Origin of the sequence: Sporosarcina sp. FSL K6-6792, from assembly GCF_038004885.1 — a bacterium.
Taxonomy (GTDB): Bacteria; Bacillota; Bacilli; order Bacillales_A; family Planococcaceae; genus Sporosarcina; species Sporosarcina psychrophila.
On record NZ_JBBOSA010000001.1, the window covers coordinates 900,587 to 920,342 of the forward strand.

General features: G+C 37.8%; 15 protein-coding genes. 5 read left to right on the plus strand and 10 right to left on the minus strand.

Features of this window, described 5'->3' with window-relative positions:
• Positions 1 to 27 precede the first annotated feature (27 nt).
• The 4 genes from MKZ26_RS04430 to MKZ26_RS04445 form a co-directional block, all read right to left on the minus strand.
• The gene (locus tag MKZ26_RS04430; protein ID WP_340764645.1) at positions 28 to 918 is read right to left on the minus strand and encodes an ROK family protein; all 891 of its coding nucleotides are present in this window, start codon (positions 916 to 918) and stop codon (positions 28 to 30) included.
• 252 nt (positions 919 to 1,170) lie between these two features.
• Positions 1,171 to 1,923 (minus strand): hypothetical protein, encoded by a 753-nt coding sequence (locus tag MKZ26_RS04435; RefSeq protein ID WP_340764646.1) that lies wholly within the window; start codon positions 1,921 to 1,923, stop codon positions 1,171 to 1,173.
• 21 nt (positions 1,924 to 1,944) lie between these two features.
• On the minus strand, positions 1,945 to 5,805 hold the full coding sequence (locus tag MKZ26_RS04440) for an AAA domain-containing protein (RefSeq protein ID WP_340764647.1): 3,861 nt from the start codon (positions 5,803 to 5,805) through the stop codon (positions 1,945 to 1,947).
• 265 nt (positions 5,806 to 6,070) lie between these two features.
• The gene (locus tag MKZ26_RS04445) at positions 6,071 to 6,472 is read right to left on the minus strand and encodes a hypothetical protein (RefSeq protein WP_340764648.1); all 402 of its coding nucleotides are present in this window, start codon (positions 6,470 to 6,472) and stop codon (positions 6,071 to 6,073) included.
• Between the two features lie 188 nt (positions 6,473 to 6,660).
• On the opposite strand from MKZ26_RS04445, the gene MKZ26_RS04450 reads away from it, so the two are divergent.
• From MKZ26_RS04450 to MKZ26_RS04460, 3 genes are all read left to right on the plus strand, one after another.
• Complete coding sequence (locus tag MKZ26_RS04450; protein WP_340764649.1) at positions 6,661 to 7,602, plus strand: urea transporter; 942 nt, start codon at positions 6,661 to 6,663, stop codon at positions 7,600 to 7,602.
• A 152-nt stretch (positions 7,603 to 7,754) separates the two neighbouring features.
• Entirely contained in the window at positions 7,755 to 8,447 is a 693-nt protein-coding gene (locus MKZ26_RS04455) for a YjjG family noncanonical pyrimidine nucleotidase (RefSeq protein WP_067208628.1), read from the plus strand.
• Between the two features lie 356 nt (positions 8,448 to 8,803).
• Positions 8,804 to 10,174, plus strand: a complete 1,371-nt coding sequence (locus MKZ26_RS04460; RefSeq protein WP_067208625.1) for an amino acid permease — start codon at positions 8,804 to 8,806, stop codon at positions 10,172 to 10,174.
• Between the two features lie 102 nt (positions 10,175 to 10,276).
• Here MKZ26_RS04460 and sspL read toward each other — a convergent pair whose 3' ends face one another.
• The 4 genes from sspL to MKZ26_RS04480 all read right to left on the minus strand — a co-directional run bounded on the left by sspL (position 10,277) and on the right by MKZ26_RS04480 (position 14,856).
• A complete protein-coding gene (sspL, locus tag MKZ26_RS04465) occupies positions 10,277 to 10,429 on the minus strand; it encodes a small, acid-soluble spore protein L (protein ID WP_067208623.1) in 153 nt (50 codons plus the stop codon).
• Positions 10,430 to 10,652: 223 nt separating this feature from the next.
• Entirely contained in the window at positions 10,653 to 11,348 is a 696-nt protein-coding gene (locus MKZ26_RS04470; RefSeq protein WP_340764650.1) for a pseudouridine synthase, read from the minus strand.
• Positions 11,349 to 12,131: 783 nt separating this feature from the next.
• A complete protein-coding gene (locus MKZ26_RS04475) occupies positions 12,132 to 12,497 on the minus strand; it encodes a DUF378 domain-containing protein (protein ID WP_340764652.1) in 366 nt (121 codons plus the stop codon).
• Between the two features lie 568 nt (positions 12,498 to 13,065).
• Complete coding sequence (locus MKZ26_RS04480; RefSeq protein WP_340764654.1) at positions 13,066 to 14,856, minus strand: S9 family peptidase; 1,791 nt, start codon at positions 14,854 to 14,856, stop codon at positions 13,066 to 13,068.
• 323 nt (positions 14,857 to 15,179) lie between these two features.
• On the opposite strand from MKZ26_RS04480, the gene MKZ26_RS22310 reads away from it, so the two are divergent.
• Positions 15,180 to 15,344, plus strand: coding sequence for a BclA C-terminal domain-containing protein (locus MKZ26_RS22310; RefSeq protein ID WP_445683400.1), 165 nt, complete (start codon positions 15,180 to 15,182; stop codon positions 15,342 to 15,344).
• A gap of 550 nt (positions 15,345 to 15,894) precedes the next feature.
• On the opposite strand, the gene MKZ26_RS04485 is transcribed toward MKZ26_RS22310, so the two are convergent.
• A complete protein-coding gene (locus MKZ26_RS04485) occupies positions 15,895 to 16,353 on the minus strand; it encodes a CBO0543 family protein (RefSeq protein ID WP_340764656.1) in 459 nt (152 codons plus the stop codon).
• On the minus strand, positions 16,286 to 17,443 hold the full coding sequence (locus tag MKZ26_RS04490; protein ID WP_340764657.1) for a DUF2515 family protein: 1,158 nt from the start codon (positions 17,441 to 17,443) through the stop codon (positions 16,286 to 16,288). The genes MKZ26_RS04485 and MKZ26_RS04490 overlap by 68 nt, the downstream gene beginning before the upstream one ends.
• A 93-nt stretch (positions 17,444 to 17,536) precedes the next feature.
• Here MKZ26_RS04490 and shc point away from each other — a divergent pair, with 93 nt between their 5' ends.
• On the plus strand, positions 17,537 to 19,411 hold the full coding sequence (shc, locus tag MKZ26_RS04495) for a squalene--hopene cyclase (RefSeq protein ID WP_340764659.1): 1,875 nt from the start codon (positions 17,537 to 17,539) through the stop codon (positions 19,409 to 19,411).
• Positions 19,412 to 19,756 lie beyond the last annotated feature (345 nt).

Here is a 19,756-nt window from a genome sequence, read left to right on the forward strand (position 1 = left end):
CACAAAGCTGTATAGTGAATACTTTCTCTAGTCTTTGCTAGGAAAATGCAATGATGCCGCACCTAATAATCCTGCTTTATTACCAAGGGAAGCTTTCAATATTTCCACATTAGAAAAACTTTTCAACATTAATTCTTTTGTTTTATTAGTCACCATTGCTACTAATCTATCTTGCTCCATGACCCCACCGCCAATAATAATCGCAGGAGGATTAAAGATATGTGTTAGTGAAACGAGGCCATATGCTACTTCAAGTACCCAGTCATTAAGAACCTCTTCTAATTTCACATCACCTTGTTCAAGACCTTCAAAAATCTTTCGACCATTGATATACTTTTTATCAAGTTGCGATGCTTTTTTTACTAAAGCTGTGGTCGATCCATACATCTCGTAACATCCCACACAGCCACAATTACACTTCTCGCCTCCAGGATGCAAAATCATATGTCCAAATTCACCTGCACCTCCATTAAGCCCCTTATAAACAGTGGAATCAATTACTATTGCTCCGCCTATACCTGTTCCGTAAGTTAAACATAAGAAATCGTTAAAGTTCTTACCAGCACCAAAATGGTTTTCCCCTAGTGCAGCCGCATTCACATCGTTCTCAACTTTCACAGGAACACCGAACTTAGCTTCAAAAATCGCTTTTATTTTCATACCTGTATAATTCGGAAAATTTTCATTCGCATAAATGATAGAGCCCTCTTCACTATTTACTTGACTGGCTGTACTAATACCAATGGCATCAAATCCTGTATAAGCGTCTATGATTTTCGTGATTATATTATCAACTAAATGTGGTCCACCCTTCTCAGCTTCAGAATCGAATTCTTTAAAAGCAGAAGCATTCCCTTTCTCATCAGCTATACACATCTTAATAGATGTTCCCCCAATATCCACTGCTACTATTTTCATATATTCCATCCCTACATTTCTTATTTTTTATGCACTAAACTAGTTGAACTTGTCTGCGAATTAACTGTAGCACAAGTTTTTGATTCTATCCACCCAAATAAGAGACCTTTTAATACTTCTATCTGACACTCTAACAATTATTTCATACGTACTACTAGGACAACTACAAGGCGAAGTTTATGCAATTAATAAACGGGAGATTCCCCAACTAAAGGATTCTCCCGTTTCACCTAGATATCTGTATCAAATTCATTATAAATATATCTCTCGCCACTTTTTCCGTTCTTTTTCATTCAATTGTGCTTCGAGCGTCTCATCCCAGTGTTCTGACAGCGTATTCCACACCCTTGCATAGAGTAAATCCTCTGCCTCGTTATACAGATGAAATTCAATGCAAGGAACCAAATCGACTTGAATGTCAGAAGCGGATACAATTTCAGACACTACAATCTGAACGTTTCCTTCACCTGATTCTATGCCCATCGTTTTAAGCGCGTCTATTAGAACTGAATCCTCAAGCTTCGCTACAGACCAATCATCAATTTCGCTTTTAAAGCGATAAAGTTCCTTCTCTTCATATGCAATATTCTTTATTTCTCCATTCAGAAATGCTCGATGGCATGGACTGTAAAGCGCATGTGTTGATCCACTTTCTGGTTCATGTACGAAAATACCCGTTTTAAACTGCCGGACCCCAACTTCTGTTAAAGAGTAAAAACCTTCTCTTTTTTCGATTACACCAGTTCTCGACATTTTATCAATCAAATCATTGATAAAAAGCTGTTCAACGAGTAGAATATCACTCAACTCTTCAGCAGTTGCAATATCGGCTTTTCCAAAAGCAATCAACATCATTTTCATCAGAATATCCACTTTCGTGCGCATAACGGTTTGGTAGACAATTTCGACTGAATTAACAGGTAAACTCCATGATAGAGAACCCTTTATTTTTACATTAAAGTCCTGTTGAAGTTCTTTTGTTAACCGTCCCTTTAAGTCATTCATACACAGGGATCCCCCTATAAATCATACTTTTGCAGTTCCTTCAAGATTCCTAAGCCCATTTTTCAATTTGATGCTTTCTAAAAGACGTCCATACATTTCCCTTGAACTTGGATGTTTTGTCCTCATCGTGAACATACCCGAACTCCCCACGATTATGAGCAACTCCCGCGCACGTGACAAAGCAACATTTAGACGCCTGTAGTCCCTCGCAAATCCGATGTCACCACCCTTATCTTGGTGATTCCGAACGAAACTTAAAATAATGACGTCCATTTCCATGCCTTGAAACTTGTCCACTGAACCTGTTCTGCAATGTAGATGCTGCGGGATTAATTCTTGCTGAATTAACCGGTCTACTCTTTTCACCTGTTCACCATAGAAGCTTATTACACCAACGCTTTTTTTGTCTTCCTGCTTCATTCTTCCAGCATTTTTCGCATTTTCAGTTGCCTTATCTAAATCCATCAAGAGTTTTTTTATCATCGTCAATTCAGCCTGATTAAAGCGACTTGTTCCCCCTTTAACCTTCTCCTCGAAATACTGCGGTTCATTTGGCATGTCAAACCAGAGAAGATGATCTTTCCTTTGCACATAGCGGGATTCCATCAAGTGATCACGAACAGAATCTGAGTCCGTTAAACCACACTGAAGACCATAATTGCCTTCTTTGTAAAAAGGCGTAATAGTTTCCATGATACTTTCGTGCATACGATACTGGATGGCTAACATTGTTTTGTTTTGCTTCGGTAATGTTCTAAAAAGACGTTCAAATAATGATTCTTTCAACAATTTTTCTAGTTCATTCTTTTCTTCAGTATTGTCGCTCTCCTCAAGTAATTCCTCCAGTGTATCTTGCCCCATAAGTGGTGGTAACTGATGATGATCCCCCACTAAAATAATCTTTTTCCCTTTTAACATTGGTAGCAATAATTCGGGAGGTGTTGCTTTAGAAACTTCATCTATAATGACCACATCGAATGTCGGATACTCCTCCATGAAATCTCGTCTCGCAGACGCGACGCAAGTTGTACCTATGACATTCGCATGCTGTACATATAGTTTTCGGATTTCGTCAAGATCATATTCATTCGCTTCCGTGAGCAGTGTCCTCCATTCTTCTTGAAGTGAATGGTTGATAGGCAAACGTTCTTTGACGATTTTGAGTTTCTTCACTTTTTCCGATAAAATCATGAGTGAAGTTTGCGCTTGTTGACGCTGTTCTTCGGGATTCTGAGCTAGCAATTCCACTAAAGGTGCTAGTAGGCTTTCCTGCTCCAGGCGCTCTGCATTTACCGAATCAAGTTCTTCACTTATGACTTGGAGCCTAGCTCTATTGTTTTGTAATCTTTGAGTATTAACGTCAACTTCACTGTTTTTAGCATCCAACTCATTGATATATCGTTTAAGTGTCGCCTTCTTATCCATATAGTCGGCATAGGCTTGTTCTTTTTGCTTCAATTGCTCTTTCACTGCTCTAAGTGATACCGTTTCATCGACAGTTCCAACTTCTTCTTGAATTTTTTCAGCAGTTCGCTGAAGGTCACTTAGCGTTATTTGGTGACTCTCTGCATTACGCTGCATTGCGCTTCTTTCCTGTTCTATTTCTGATATAAAATGATTGGTATGATCGATTATTTCTGTCTTAATAACAGCAAACATTTTTTTGGCATCCAACCTAATTTGATTTTGTTTTTCCAAATTTCCGCCCTGTGTCTGCACATAATTCTTTCTTTCACGTAACATTTCTAAAGCAATCGCGATTTTATCGAGATTATCATATTTTTGAGCCGAATAATTCCTCGTTTCAAGACTACTTTTAGTCGCTGGATCGATTAGAAATTTCCCAACACGATCAATGAGCCCATGAATATCTGTTACTGACCTATACTTTTGGTTCACAGTTCTTTTAACTGCATTTGGCAAAAATCCATGCTCTTTCAACAAACGCTCTATCATCTCAATAGCCGCTAAAAGTCTTTTTTGTAATTCTTGCCATTCACTGTATTCGCCACTAGACGTGTCGGATTTAATTGAATCAATCAACTTATTTAATTCGGTCATTTTCCAATTCGTATTGAATGTCGGCACTATTCCGAAAAACTCTAGTCGATTTTTCAATAAGTCAATTTTGGTTATTGAATCTAACTGTTTCACAAACACATGAATAGTATCAATTTTATTGCTTTTTAGTTCCAGTTCTTTACCTATACTTGCGATAGCATTTTCTGACTCGTCAATCATGTGTATTGTTTGACGATAGCTTATGTAAAAACGCATTTGCTCTAATTGAGGTTCTAATTTCTCCATCTGTTCAATTGTCTCTGGACTTATGTTTTCAACTTGTATAACTTGTTCAAGTTGAGTGATTTCCTTGTTTAATGCGTCCGCTAATTTGTTGAAGTCAGCTTCATTTCCTACTAATTCTTCACATTCCTTTTTATAGATTACTGCTTTTTTACTGAGCTTCATGATTTCGCTAGAGAGGAGAAGATGTTGTGCTTCGGCCTCTTCTTTTTGCTTTATTTTTTCATCTAGCGACAGCAGGTCCTGTTGAAGTTTTTTCAATCGCACTTCACAATTCACTAACTCATCTTGAAGCTGTGCTTCTTTTTCAGTATTTGACTGAAGTTGATTATTCACTGCATTTAACGTTACGTTTTTCCAGTTCAAAGCTACATTTTCTTCAATAAACTTTTTTCCTTCTTCTTCAATACTATCTGTCCGACCGTAACGTAAAATCCGAATATCTTGATGCGTTAATAATCTACCGAGTGCATTGTCCACCGCTAGATTTGCTTGTGAGGCGACGAGTGTACGCAACCCCGCCTTGACATTTTGATGACAAATTTCAGAGATAACTGTCGTCTTTCCGGTCCCCGGAGGCCCTTGAATCACGTACAAATCATTTGACGTCATGGCCCCAGTTACAGCTTCTTGTTGAAACTCATTTAATTCATTATGAAAAACAAGCTCTTGCTGTTTTTTTGAAATACGAACGACTGGCCGCTCCTCGAAAAGGACCTTTTCTAAATTTGCATTTGCAGCTAGACCATCTTGGAGATCTTTAAAACCTTTCCTTAATCTTTTTACTTGGCTAAGTTCAGCAAAGTTACTAAATACAACTTCCTTATACGATTTCGGATGCCATTCATTCCGTCTTGCCATCTCTTTATAATTCCGACTCAGTTCGATTTCAATAACTTTCTTAGACCTATCTGTATTTATGACGCTACCAATGTCATTTGATAGCCCTTTCATCTTGGCACTAAAACCTTTAATTGTATTCCATTCATTTCCTTTTAATCCACTGCAAACAATACTTAGTTTACTGAAATCTTCATTAAAACTGGCCATTGAAAAAGTTGTTGTCAAATCTGCAACATCCGCATTATTTTCTTGAATTCGTAAATAACCTTCCCAGCTGGCAATTCTTTTCTTCACGTACTCAGAACGTTCTTGTGCAATCGGTAATTCTCTAATGCTTGTGTACAAATCGATAGGCATCGCGACGCCGGCACTACGGCCTACAAGAAACTTCAATCGTACTGGAAGACGTCTGTTCGTCTGTACGGGTTCTCTACGGCCCCTAACGTGGAAACCAGTCGCTAAAAAACCATCATTTTGATAAACACATTCCATTACAGCTACTCTATCGTTTAAACGCTTCGACAAAGCTTCGTTTGAGCCATTGTCGAAGAACAACGAAAAGGACATATTGCCCTGTCTATTATTGGGACGCTTTTCAATATGTACATCGAAGGCAACCTGCATCGAAAAAAAGGCGTGCTCATCCGTTGACCATTTTATGAGTTCTTTGCGTGCGTTAGCCGTAATTTCAAGCCCACAGCGCATCGCCACATTTATGGTTGATTTATGTCCCATTAAGCATGCCTTCCTTTCGTAAATTGGGTCTATTCTTAAGTATGACACTGTATTCAGGATAAATGTATACAATCACTCAATTGGTTCAATTACTAATAGAGGTGACAGTTAATCTGATTTATAAAGGCCACATTTCCAGACCTATATTTGGACAACTAAAAACTGATTGCTCCATATTCGGAAACAATCAGTCACAGGTTTTTCAATCTTATAATGAAGACAAGGATATTGCACCTAAAAGCCCTCGAATGTCTTCAACTTATAATTAAATCGTGATACTTATATTTTCAGGAATCTGGTACTCGATCTTTAATTCCTTTGTTGAAATAGTATCTTCGATTACTATATTCAATAGATCCCCTTTAGTTAATTCAGGGATATAGGCATCAATTAGTATATAATTTTTCTGCTTCGTAGGCTCTCCATTAAACGAATTACTGTTCTTATCAATTATCGTTATTCGTGCTAATTCAAATTCTTTAGTCGGTTTCTCGAATCCCAATGTTAATTTTCCATCATTCACATTATAGGATGATGAAGAGATTTCTATATTAGAATGCTTCTCAAGTTGCTTAGCAGTCTCATTATTACCAAGGTTCAACATGGCGACGACAATTACAAACAATACGCCTGTGGCAATCAGAACATTTTTCTCTGATAATTTCATTGGACACTCCTAAATGAGTTTTTATTTACAAATTATCATTTTACACTTTTTCTTGTATAAGTAAAGCCCTTTTCGTGGTACTATACTTAAATAGTATTTAAAAGGTACTTTATATCACTATTTTTTGCGCTCATTGGACAACTAATTTATGAACTCTTTAACGCAAATAATAAACAGGAGATGTCCAAATGCGGCAAATTAATTCAAATCCCACACTTCTTAATAAGTTTATAATTCTTATTTCAGCGTCGTTAAAAGGCTTTTCGCAAGTTATTTTAGTTGATAATGCTTTTTCAGGGTTTTTAATACTAATGGGGATTACGCTTCATTCACCATTTCTTGGTCTTATGGCTTTTCTATCTTCTATAATAGGAACCCTTACCGCGCGGTATTGCGGTGGAGATCATTCGCTGATTCGGGCTGGAATTTACAGTTTTAATTCCGTTCTAAGTGGAATGGCCGCAGTTCTTTTTTTAACTGGGGGAAATCGCTGGCTGATTGCACTGATTGCCGCTGCAATTGCTGCTTTATCAATGGCTATACTAACGAAATGGATTGCTAAATGGGGAATCCCTATACTAACAGTGCCATTCGTTTTTATTACTTGGATTGGGCTACTTGTTACTTACAGGACCGACGTGCTTCACATGGATCCTGGTTTTGTCATTAGCTCCCCCGCGCGTTGGAATTTACAAACTGAGGGAACGCCAACTTTATTAGTTGGATTGATAAAAGGAATCGGTGAAGTTTTCATCATTGACTCTCTTTTGACAGGCTCCCTAATTCTTGTAGGGCTTTTCTTGGCAGGTTGGCGATTTGGAGTTTATGCAATTATCGGTACGTTTGTATCCTGGCTTGCTGCTTATTTTATGGGTGTAGATGCGCAATCATTGAATTTAGGTTTATATAATTACAACGCTGTTTTGACAATCATAGCCGTCAGTCTCGTATTTGATAATAAACCAGAAAAAACGCCGCTGACTGGAATAGTAGCTGCCACCTTGACAGTTCCAATTACTGCAGGATTGGAGTTCCTTCTCGATCCACTTGGTCTGCCTGCGCTAACGTTCCCTTTCATCTTATGTACTTGGTTATTTATAGCAGCAAGAAAGTTATTTCCGAAAATCTAAAAAGTGCGCGTGCAGATGAGCTAGTTCTGCAGTCGCACTTTTTTAATGAATGGAACTAGTTCTGTGTGCCAATTATTGCTGATGTTAAAAGTGTAAACCATGTTATACTATCATCCAATAGAAAATTTTAATTTGTAAAGGATGAAATTTTTATGATATATGATGTATTTTTATTTGATTTAGACGATACATTGTTTGATTTTGGCGAAACAGAAAAACGTGCGTTCACTCACTCTTTCGAATCAAACGGCTTTCCGAATGGGTTGAAGGACTATAGGGATAGTTACAACGCAATCAGCAAGTTGCTATGGGATGATTTGGAACAAGCGCATATCACACTGATGGAGTTAAAAACAGAAAGGTTTAAGCGATTGTTCATGCAACACGGCCTCGATATGAATGCGGAAGTTTTTGGGCAAACTTATCTTGATAACTTGGGTAAAGAAGTTCATCTTATTGACGGTGTGACAGAAATGCTGAGTAGCCTTAAAGGTTCCAGATTGGCGATATTGACGAACGGATTTAAAGATGTTCAGTTAGCTCGAATCGGTGGATCAGTCTTAAAAAACTCTTTCGAAGCTATTATTACATCTGAAGAGGCAGGTTACCAAAAACCACAGTCAAAGATATTCGAGTATACATTCAATAAATTGCAACTAACAGACAAGTCCCGTGTCCTAATGATTGGGGATTCACTTTCATCTGATATTCAAGGCGGAAATAACTTTGGTATCGATACTTGTTGGTTCAATCCGCAACAAAAGAAAAACTCAACTACCGCTAAACCTACATATGAAATTCAGAACTGGAACGAATTCAATTTCGGTTTCCGGAACATTTATTGAAACAGAAAATCATGTCTTGTAAAAGCGTATTGGACAGCAAAAGTTGCTGAATCGATACGCTTTTTTATACTTATGTCCTATTTTAGCCTAGTCCGGTGAATTTGGTTCTTTCAATTCACTATACCAACCTCTTCAGAATCAAGCGTAGTTTGAAGTTCAAAATAAAACAATAAAGAAGCATTACTGCAGACACCTAGAATAGTTTTGGATAAAACTTTTTTATCGCAATATAATGACTATTAACCCCTCTATTGTTCGGTTAACTGAAAACATGTTAAACTTTCATTAGGGTATTAATTTGCAATTGTATGATATTTTAAACAAGACATATAACTAGTAGAGAGTGGGAAATTCGTATGCAGGAACAACAATTGGCAAGAGGCCTAAAAAACAGGCACGTACAACTAATTGCCATTGGGGGAGCAATCGGAACAGGATTATTCCTTGGTGCCGGAAAGTCGATTCATTTAGCAGGACCCTCCATTTTATTTGCTTATTTGATTACAGGCATAGTTTGCTTTTTAATCATGCGCGCACTTGGAGAACTGCTCTTAACCAATTTGGAATATAACTCTTTTGTTGACTTTGTACAAGACTATATGGGGAATATGGCTGCGTTCGTTACAGGCTGGACTTATTGGTTCTGCTGGATTTCAATCGCAATGGCTGACTTAACTGCCGTTGGTCTGTATACCCAGTTTTGGTTCCCTACAGTGCCACAGTGGATGCCAGGATTAATTGCACTTGTCATTTTGCTATTTATGAATCTTGCAACTGTTAAACTTTTTGGCGAAATGGAATTTTGGTTTGCTTTAATTAAAATCATCGCGATTCTTGGACTCATTGTTATCGGAATCTTCATGATTATAAAAGGTTTTTCTACCGATTCAGGTCCATCCAGCTTCTCTAATCTATGGAGCCACGGTGGTATGTTCCCTAATGGCATTCATGGCTTTATCCTATCATTCCAGATGGTTGTATTTGCATTTGTAGGCATTGAACTTGTAGGACTGACAGCAGGAGAAACCGAAGACCCGGAAAAAGTTATCCCGAAAGCAATCAATAATATTCCTATTAGGATATTAATATTCTATATCGGTGCTCTGATTGTTATTATGAGTATTTATCCGTGGAACGCTATCAATCCACTGGAAAGCCCGTTTGTTCAAGTTTTCGTTGCAGTCGGTATCGCTGCAGCTGCTGGTATCGTCAATTTCGTCGTCCTAACATCTGCAGCTTCGGCATGTAACAGCGCCGTCTTCAGCACAAGCCGTATGATATACTCGCTAGCTAAAGATAATAATGCACCTGTACCATTTACAAAATTGACTACCAACAAAGTCCCTTCCAATGCACTGTTCTTTTCAACCGTTATTATTCTGATCGCTGTTGTTTTGAACTATGTGATGCCGGAAGGCGTATTTACACTGATTACAAGTATTTCTACAGTGTGTTTCATCTTTATTTGGGGAATAACTGTCATCTGTCATTTGAAATACCGTAAAACTAGACCAGACCTTGCGAAAGTGAACAAATTTAAAATGCCACTTCATCCATTTTCCAATTACTTAATCCTTATTTTCCTTGCATTCGTTCTTGTCGTACTAGCACTTGCAGAAGATACTCGTGTTGCTTTGTTCATAACTCCTGTTTGGTTCATTTTGCTGATTGCTATTTATCAAATACGAAAAAATAAGAACCAACGGAACAAAATACAAGTCCTGTGATTCGTAAAAAGTCTTTTATAGTAAAAATGAAAATGCCCTGTCTCTTGTTTCGAGACAGGGCATTTTCTATCTGGTCATACCAATGTGTTGAACACCTAAAGTCTATTTGGTATTTTTCTTTTTAGCTCTTTCTTCCAGTTTGCTTTTTGGCTCTTCAGCGAATTCAGTATCTCCATAACCTTGAGGCGTTACACTAGTGGCTTTCTTCCCTTTATCGTTATTGTGATCACTATTGATATTTTTGTTTTTCGTCATTAGTTCTTTCACCTCCTTATAGACATACTACAATTTTTCCGTTCAAATTGTAGTATGTCCTAAAGGCGTATGTACACTCCCATAATTTTTTCACTTTTCGAGCCAAACTCATTTATGTCAATTCAACCCCATGAGTAAACACACTAGAAAAAGCCAGTACTTTTCATAGAGATTAAGAACTTTCGAACTTTCGAATTTTCAAAATTACTACTTACATACAATTTCATTTCAACCCAGCTATTTCCTCTTTCGATAATTGACGCCATTCACCAAGTGCTAATGTACCAAGAGGGAGCTTTTTAATCCTCACCCGTTGTAAACGAGTGACATTAATTTGAAACCGTCTGCACATTCTTCTAATTTGTCGGTTCAATCCTTGTGACAAGGTGATTTTAAAACAATTATCATCTATTTGAATGACTATACACGGCTTTGTTAGTACATTCCCTTTTTTTCTAGGATTATAAATTTCCACGCCTTTAGCCATTTCATCTATAAACGCCGCCGTTATTTTTTTATCAACTGTGACCATATAGTCTTTTTCATTATTATTTTCTTCCAGTAAAAGCTCGTTTACAATGCTGCCATCATTCGTCAGAAGAATTAATCCTTCAGACTGCTTATCTAGACGTCCAACAGGAAAAATTCTTTCCGGGTAATTGACGAAATCGATAATATTCCCTTCAATACGGCTCGCTGCGGTGCACGTCACACCCGGTGGTTTATTGAGCATAAGATAAATATCATTTTCTTTCGCTTTTATAAGTTGCCCATCCACTTCTACCCGGTCTCCTTCACAAATCACATGTCCTAGTGAAATCTGATTCCCATTCACTGTCACTTTCCCCTCTTTTATCAACACATCGACCTTTCTCCTGGAACAAAGCCCCGATGAGCTAATAAATTGATTCAACCTCATATTTTCCCCCCATTTACATCGTAAATAATCTGTTTGCTCTTGATTCGGTTCAACTCCACAAATCGTTGCCTACCCTATTTTACCACACTACATTTAACGTATTTGTCCACATATATAAGGACCGTCTCATGACACAATATGACGAACAATTTTATTTGAAAGAATGAAAGCACGAAATAATCAGCCATTCATATACATGGCTGATTTCAACTATTTTTTGAGTCTAATTCAGAATTATAGTAGAAGCAAATCCCCTCCACTTTTCTATATGTATAAATACTAAGTATAGGCAAGAATGGTAATCCTAACATTCTAAACGATTATAAGAATCCAGCTTATAGTCCTATTCCCAAACCTCAGCATGCAAATCTTCTTAGATTCAAGAATAGGATTCATGGCAAAAGCACTTTAAAAAATCAAAGCGTAGACTTTAAGTTATAGATTGATATTCATTATGATGAATACGAATGCAACCAACATGTATGCCATGAACGAAATGATAATCTCTGCAACACCTAGAATTAGATTAACTCCACCTAAAATGATGAAACCAATACAGCTACGATTACAATCCCTATTCCCCATTGAGGAATACTAAGTGTATTATCCATCGCAACCAGATCTGCAATTGCAATTAGGTTTCCAAACTACGCCCAGTCTAGGGCCCTGAATATTACTCATTGTGTTTGGATCAGATACTTTTTCAAGCAAATATCCCTGTCTATGTTCTGTTGACATGGACAGGGATATTTCCAAAAATATCGCAACTTCACACTGTTTTCATTATTTCTTCTTTTTTGAAGAACCTTTACTCTTATTTTTACCTTTAACTTTATTTCCACCTGATTTCTTTTCGGAAGATGCTTGTACCTTTGAAAAGTCTGTCTCTTCCCCAAATTCCGTGTCGTAATTGAGATTTCTAAAGTTGCGATGATTTGCATCCTCAACTACTTCTTCCATTGGTTTAAACAAAATCCCTAAGCAAACCAGTCCACTTAGACCAACAAGAACATAAATCACCCTTGACAAAAATGCCTCTTGCCCACCAAATATTGATGCTACTAAATCAAATTTAAAAATCCCAATTAAACCCCAGTTAATAGCACCAATAATTACTAATGCCAAAGCAATCCGTTGTATCGCTCTCATGAATTAACACCTCCTCCATATTACTATTCCGTTTTATAAACTAATCGCCGCCGCAATCACTAATGAAATGTTCTTTTTTCTCATCGTAAGGTCTTTCCCGAGTGCTGTCTGGATGATACCTTCAGGAATGGTCACAATAAATACAATTCATCCGTAAATCGCTAAGACTTGTTCTTATCTTCTGCCAATAGAGTGTTTTAATACATTAAATTATAATTCGTGAAAATCTAAAGACTAATCATGTTATTTTAATTTTCGATACCTATTAAGAAGGTCTTACGGGAGGATGTGAATGCTTAGCATTGACTGAATCCAATCATGCAGTTATTGGTATGACAGGAAATATTACTTTTCAATAGTTCTTGTAAACTACTTTTTTGGGCCAAGTGCTTGTTCTTGTCTCCATAGATTGATTTCATGTCGATTCACTAATTTGAGTGTGAATCAATACATTAGTGTTTGTCTAGGTTAAATTTCAACGCCATATGACATGGATTAATGAAAAAATAGCTACTTTAAGATTTGGATTTCCATCTCTCAAAGCAGCTATTCGTATTGAATTAATAATCTACGCCTGATGCTTTTCCAAAAATGCCAGCATCAAACTATATACTTTAATTTCATTCTCTTTTTTCGAGAACCCATGTCCTTCATCTTCCAAAACGAGATATTCGACATCACGGCCCTTTTCTTTTAATTTTGCAACAATTTGGTCAGACTCTTCTTTGACGACTCGTGGATCTTTTGCTCCTTGAATGACAAGCATAGGCTTTACCATGCCGTCTAAGTAAGTAACAGGTGAGTCTTTGATGAAACGTTCTTTATCGCGCTCGGGATCTCCAAGCCATCGTTCCATTATCGGCTTCCAGTGTGGTGGAACAGAGTTGATGAAGGTAAACAAATCAGACGGCCCGAAAATATCAACAACTGCTCTGAAATAGTCTGAATGTCGGCCATGCAATAATAGTGCCATGTATCCGCCATAGCTACCGCCGACAAGGAACAGCTTATTTCGGTCTGTAAACACACTTTCAAACAACCACTCGATTCCAGCGATACAGTCAAGTCTTGGTCCCTCGCCCCAATCCAGCTCAACTAGCTTTGTGAATGCCGATCCATATCCTGTACTTCCACGGAAGTTCGGCGCAAAAATTGTATAGCCTCTATTAATGAAGCATTGGAACATCGAACGGAACATTTTCCGCTCAGCTGATTGCGGTCCACCATGTGGCCAGAAAATCGTATAACCGTTATCATTTTCGGGCTTCGCTTTGAACAATAAAGCCTCGATTTCCATTCCATCAAAGCTTGTATAGGAAACAATGTCTGGCTCCACCATATCCTCTGGACTTAACCCCAAGACACGATTGTTCGTCAATTGCTTCCACTCTACACCGTTAGACGATTGAAAGATATTATGTGGTACGGTTGCACTGCGTCCTAATATATAAAGATTTCCCGATTTCGCCACTTGTATTTGTTCTATGATATCAACAGGCAACGAGCATTCTTCAACTTTGTCGTTGGCAACGTCATACCGATATAAAATATCTGTAACACCTTTGACAGTGATAAGATAGAACGCTTTGTTGTCCTTATCCCATTTAACCGATTGAATACTTTCCCCATCAAAGGCTAGGACTTTGGAAAACTCTTTGGATGTCAAATCGAACTTAGCCAAATACATTTCATCGCTGTCGTAATCCGTTGCAAAGTAAATTGTTTCATTATCGGTGAAAACTGGTTCCATGGCTACATGGACCTTCTCTGGGTCTGGTGTAATGTTGAAGGTCTCTTCCCCCATCTTTACAAAGCCAACGATATATGTATTGGCAAATGCTCGTAAATAAACAAATGATTCTTCATTCTCGGATACTGCAGCTAGCTCGGTAGTTGATACTTCTCCGACATTCAGCAGTCTATCCTCTCCTGTTTCCAAGTTACGAATCCGCGTGTTCAAAAAAGACGGATTCTCTTTTGATGTCTCATAGTACACGCGCTTTCCGTCTGCACTCAGATGGCTAAAATAATATTTTTCAGATGCATCTCCTGTAATAAGCGGAAGCGGCAATCCACCTTCGTTTGGTATCGCATAAATTTGATAATTCTCATCTCCATCCTTATCAAATCCCGCTAACACATACCGGTTCTCTGGATCGAATTTTATAAAATTACATGATTCATCCCTATGAGCAAACAGATATGGATAAGTGTCCGGCAAATCCATCGCCCACAAATTCATTTTGCCATTTAAATTAGCGTTAAACACTAATCGCTTTTCATCGCTACTTACTGCAAAGTTTGTAATCGTATACGTACGGAAAAATTGCTCGACTGTTGGTTTCGGAAAATTAATCATTATGAACCCCCTAAATGGTAGTAAAGCAATTTCATTTCTTCCTATTAGTATACCATTTATCAGATAAAATAGAATACCGCAAGGATTCCGCTTTTTGAGAGTGGTAACGACTTATTTTTTATTACACACATTAGCAAACTGTGCTAAAAAAATTCAATAGCGGAAGGACATAAATAGTAGAAATGATTATTATAGGTGCATTTTTTTGCAACTGTATATTCTAACGGAACTAATAGTCCACCCTAGCCTACGGTGACAACTTTGACCTCTACCTCTTATAGGTGTCTCCTATACAATTGGGAGTACTATTTTAGTATTGCTTGGTGTACCTGCTCCCCACCAACCAATGTCTAGATCGTTCTTCCATGAATGGTGCTAACACTATTTTCACCATTCATGGTACCGACCACTATCATCAGACGTATCAAGTTACTACAACCGTCTCACTACTTGTCGGCGCTACACTGATGCTAAATGGTATTTCCTGATTCAATTGTATCCCTCGCTTCGCTGTAGCTGCATCAAGTTATATTTATAATTGATTTTCCCCTTGTCATACAAACGTAAAAAAAGGTACTCATGTAATTCAATATACTTTAAATCATACTTAGTTCAGATACCCATAAGTTGAATTTCAAAATAAAAAAGCAGTGATTATCGCTTATTACCGACAATCACTGCTTTTTTAAGTAGCTCATTGTTGAATAGTGCTGTGTTCCCTATCGCTTGAAAAAAATTTCCGAAAGCTTCAATTGTACTTCGTTTAGCAACTAACTCCTTGACTTTCATCTCCGGTTATTTTTTCTTTCGTTATTCCTATAGCGGTGACACCAGACTAACCGCTATAGTCTAGGCTCTAGAATAAATAAGTTCCTCTCCATGATTCTTCAGCATATACAGACCTATATATGTTGCACTAATGATTCTATATAATGTCCAGCGAAGGCTCCCCCTAGCGCGGGCATTGTTGAGAGAATTCTTTATGTCAACATAAATAGTCTAACTTCGAACAAATTTCACTTATTCAGCTTTTCCTCATTACGAATTTCTAACTTCTGATTTCACCCATTCAAAAATCTTCCAAATCAGCAACAGAAAGAGGAAATAACCTATGAACGAATAGATATGGTTCCATTGATTCTCATGATAAAAAAAACCTAATTGCATTGACTTTTTCTCAATGAATGGCACGAGTGCGCTAAGAAAAAAAGTAAAAATCAGCCTACTCCATTTTGACATTTTATCTACCAAATAAAGATATAGCCCTATTAACATAGGTAGGATGATTAATGTAAATACAATATTAATCGAAAATACATCTGGGAAAGGGCGAACCGGGAACTGATATAATTGTTTTCCAACAAAATACAAATCTAAATAGGTACCCAGTAAAGAAGCCACTAAAATAGATGGCAAATACAAGAATGCATTACGTGAAGATAGCCGTTTTCGCGATAGCGGCGAGTTCAAGCCTTTCAAGTGTTTCACAATATTCACCCATCACCTTTCCATTAATCGGTTCTTTTACTTCTATTAAGTAATCTACAACACGCCAATGCTCGAACCAATCTCCAGCTTCCGCTTCATGATGAGGGATGTTTTCCCACACATACTCAAGCCGCGGGCTATACAACCTAAGCGCTCCTTTTCTTAGCGCACAAGACTTTAACCTCCTCGTAATAGCCAATCCTGGCACCCCTTCGAATACATCGTTAAAAACATCCGGCCAATAGTCCTTACGTGAACCAGTATGTGGGTGGGTAGTTGCCCAGCGATAAACTTTTTCTAGTAGGTCTGCCTCATGAAATAGTAATCGATACAAATCCTTTCCGAGCATAATACGTTCATGTAGCGATCCAAATTGATGGAGCGTTAATCCCGTAAGAGGTGCCTTTTCAGTCGGCTTTCCACTGTCAGTAAAGGGAAACAAAATTTGATTGAATGATAGCAGATCCTGGAGTACGAATTCGAACGTCTGAAAAACCTTTCTTTGATAGAAGGAATTTCGCACGATTCTGTTCTCCAAATAATTTTGTTCATTAATTATGAGCGCAATCGCAAGCGTATAGGAATCACTTTCCTCCCAGAAACGATTCCAAATCACTTCCATAAAAGCAGAAACATTTAAGTAAGGCAACAAATAAAACAAATTCCGACTTTGAAATAGACTTTCTTCATATAATAAGAACTGCGGATATACATCTTGGAATATAAGCCAGTTCCCACGTTCCAAGAATGAATAGAAATCTTGTTTTGTTTTTTCATTCATGAGTCTAGAAAGGAACTCTCCTTTTAAATCTGTCATATTCCATCCGCCATTTCTCGAAACCATATGTCCTAGGAATGCCCAGTGAATTTCTGGCCGAAAAATATAGAAATCGAGGTAAGCTTTTGTTCTCGTCAAATTATTCAGGTTCAACTGTTTCGTTTTTAAACGAATCAGTTGAAGAAGTTGCTGATCCCCCCAAGATAAATGCTGTTCCTCCAGAATAGAAACAGAGTTATACTTCTTCAAATCAGCTTTAATTAATAGTAAACTTTCCGGAAGTTGTTGTTTTCCCCCTATTTTTCTTAATAAATTGAACACGGGCCGCCCCCCTACTAAAAATCATTCCTCCTTTAGGATTATGAATAGGGATATATAGATATGAATAACCTTTACTAAGGAGATGATGAGACGTTGACATATCGTACCGAACAGTTGATTAGCCAATTAGTCCAACAACTAAAAACTGACCAGACACCCGATGGTTCATGGGATTACCCCTTTGAAACGGGTATTTCAACCGATGCCTATATGATTATTTTAGTAAGGACACTGGAAATAGATGATGAAAATTTAGTTCGCGATTTAGCTGAAAGAATATTGAGTAAACAAGAGGCAAATGGCGCTTGGAAGCTTTTCCATGATGAAGGTGATGGGAACATATCCGCTACGGTTGAAGCCTATTACTCACTTCTTTATTCAGGCTATGTCAGCAAGGAAGACTATAGATTGCTTGCGGCAAAAAAGTTTATTTTGGCAAACGGTGGTCTTGAAAATTCACATATGTTAACAAAAATCATGCTGGCGTTAACCGGTCAATATCCATGGCCCGCATATTTCCCAATACCGGTTGAAATTATCCTCTTGCCGCTCAATTTCCCCATCAATTTCTATGATCTTTCCGTGTACGGAAGAGCAAATCTTGCTCCGATTATGATTTTAGCAAATAAGAAATACGTAAAAACAACAAAAAGCAGCCCTAATCTATCTGAATTGTTCCTTCCAGAGACAGCTGATGATTTTTTCAATATACAAGATATCCAAGAACTTTTTTCTATAATTGAACATGACCTTAAAAGTTTTCTGGGTATATCTCAAACTTTCAATTCTTTAGCCTTCAATCAAACAAAACAGTATATGCTCAATCACATTGAGCCAGATGGAACCCTTTACAGTTATTTTAGTTCTACGTTTCTGATGATATTTTCCCTGCTCTCTCTTGGTCACTCCAACAGCGACCCGATAATTTTAAAGGCGGTCGAAGGACTAAAAGCGATGAAATGCACGATTCATGGTAAGCAGCATATACAATATACAACTGCAACGGTGTGGAATACGTCCTTAATTAGCTATGCTCTTCAAAAAGCAGGAGTTCCTTCGACTGATTCGGTAATCGAAAAGGCAAACGAATACTTGTTAGAGCAGCAGCAAACTAAATATGGCGATTGGGCGATTCATAATCCTGGAGTTTTACCCGGGGGCTGGGGATTCTCAGCTGTAAATACGATGAATCCTGATATAGATGACTCTACGGCTTCACTAAGGGCTATTTCACAGCTAGTTCAGAAAGACACTCGCATTCATCAAGCTTGGGACAAAGGAATTCTTTGGCTAATGTCTATGCAAAATAGTGACGGTGGATGGCCTGCATTCGAAAAAAATGTTGATAATCAATTATTGAACTTGCTTCCAATTGAAGGCGGTAAATTTTTATTGACAGATCCAAGCAGTGCCGATTTAACCGGTAGAACACTTGAATTTCTAGGTGAATATACGAACTTACCGAAAAATCATGACCTTATGAAACGCGGGGTAGATTGGCTAATTCATAATCAAGAAGTGGATGGTTCATGGTACGGGCGCTGGGGAATTTGCTATATTTACGGAACATGGGCGGCAATTACTGGTCTTATCGCGGCAGGTGTAAGCCCAGGGAGTCCAACTATTCAAAAAGCTGTAAACTGGTTACTTTCGATACAAAATCATGACGGCGGTTGGGGAGAATCTTGCAAAAGTGACCTCGCATCTAAGTACATCCCTCTTGGTTCCAGCAACCTAACTCAAACAGCATGGGCACTGGATACACTCATTGCGGTTTCAGAAAAGGCAACACCCGTAATTGATGCAGGGATTTCCTATTTGCTAGAAACCTATAATAAAGTCGATTGGACGTTATTCTATCCGGTTGGACAAGGAATGGGTGGAGGTTTTTATATCCACTATCATAGCTATCAATATATCTTTCCTTTGCTTGCGCTTACCAATTACGAAAAAAAATTTCAAGGATAATTGTTTTTATTGTATATATAGGGCTTTTACGCCCAAAGTGATACGACCATCATTTTCTTTATAAAACCATGTATACGAATAATCGCGTCACCTGGGAGATCTTCAAAACTATATTGAATATCTATTTTTTCCACTGAATATGTTCCAGACCTCGTCAATAAACTTTAAATAATAACAATGAAGGGATGGAGAATTGAAACAAGTATTAATATTTGGTGCTACCATAATAATTGGAATCATTCTTGGGATAATCGCAACCTATATCATGAAATGAAAGAAAAATGACTGTTTGACTATCACAAACCATTTCTCAATCAAAGTATTCGTAATAGTCCAGTGAAAGGG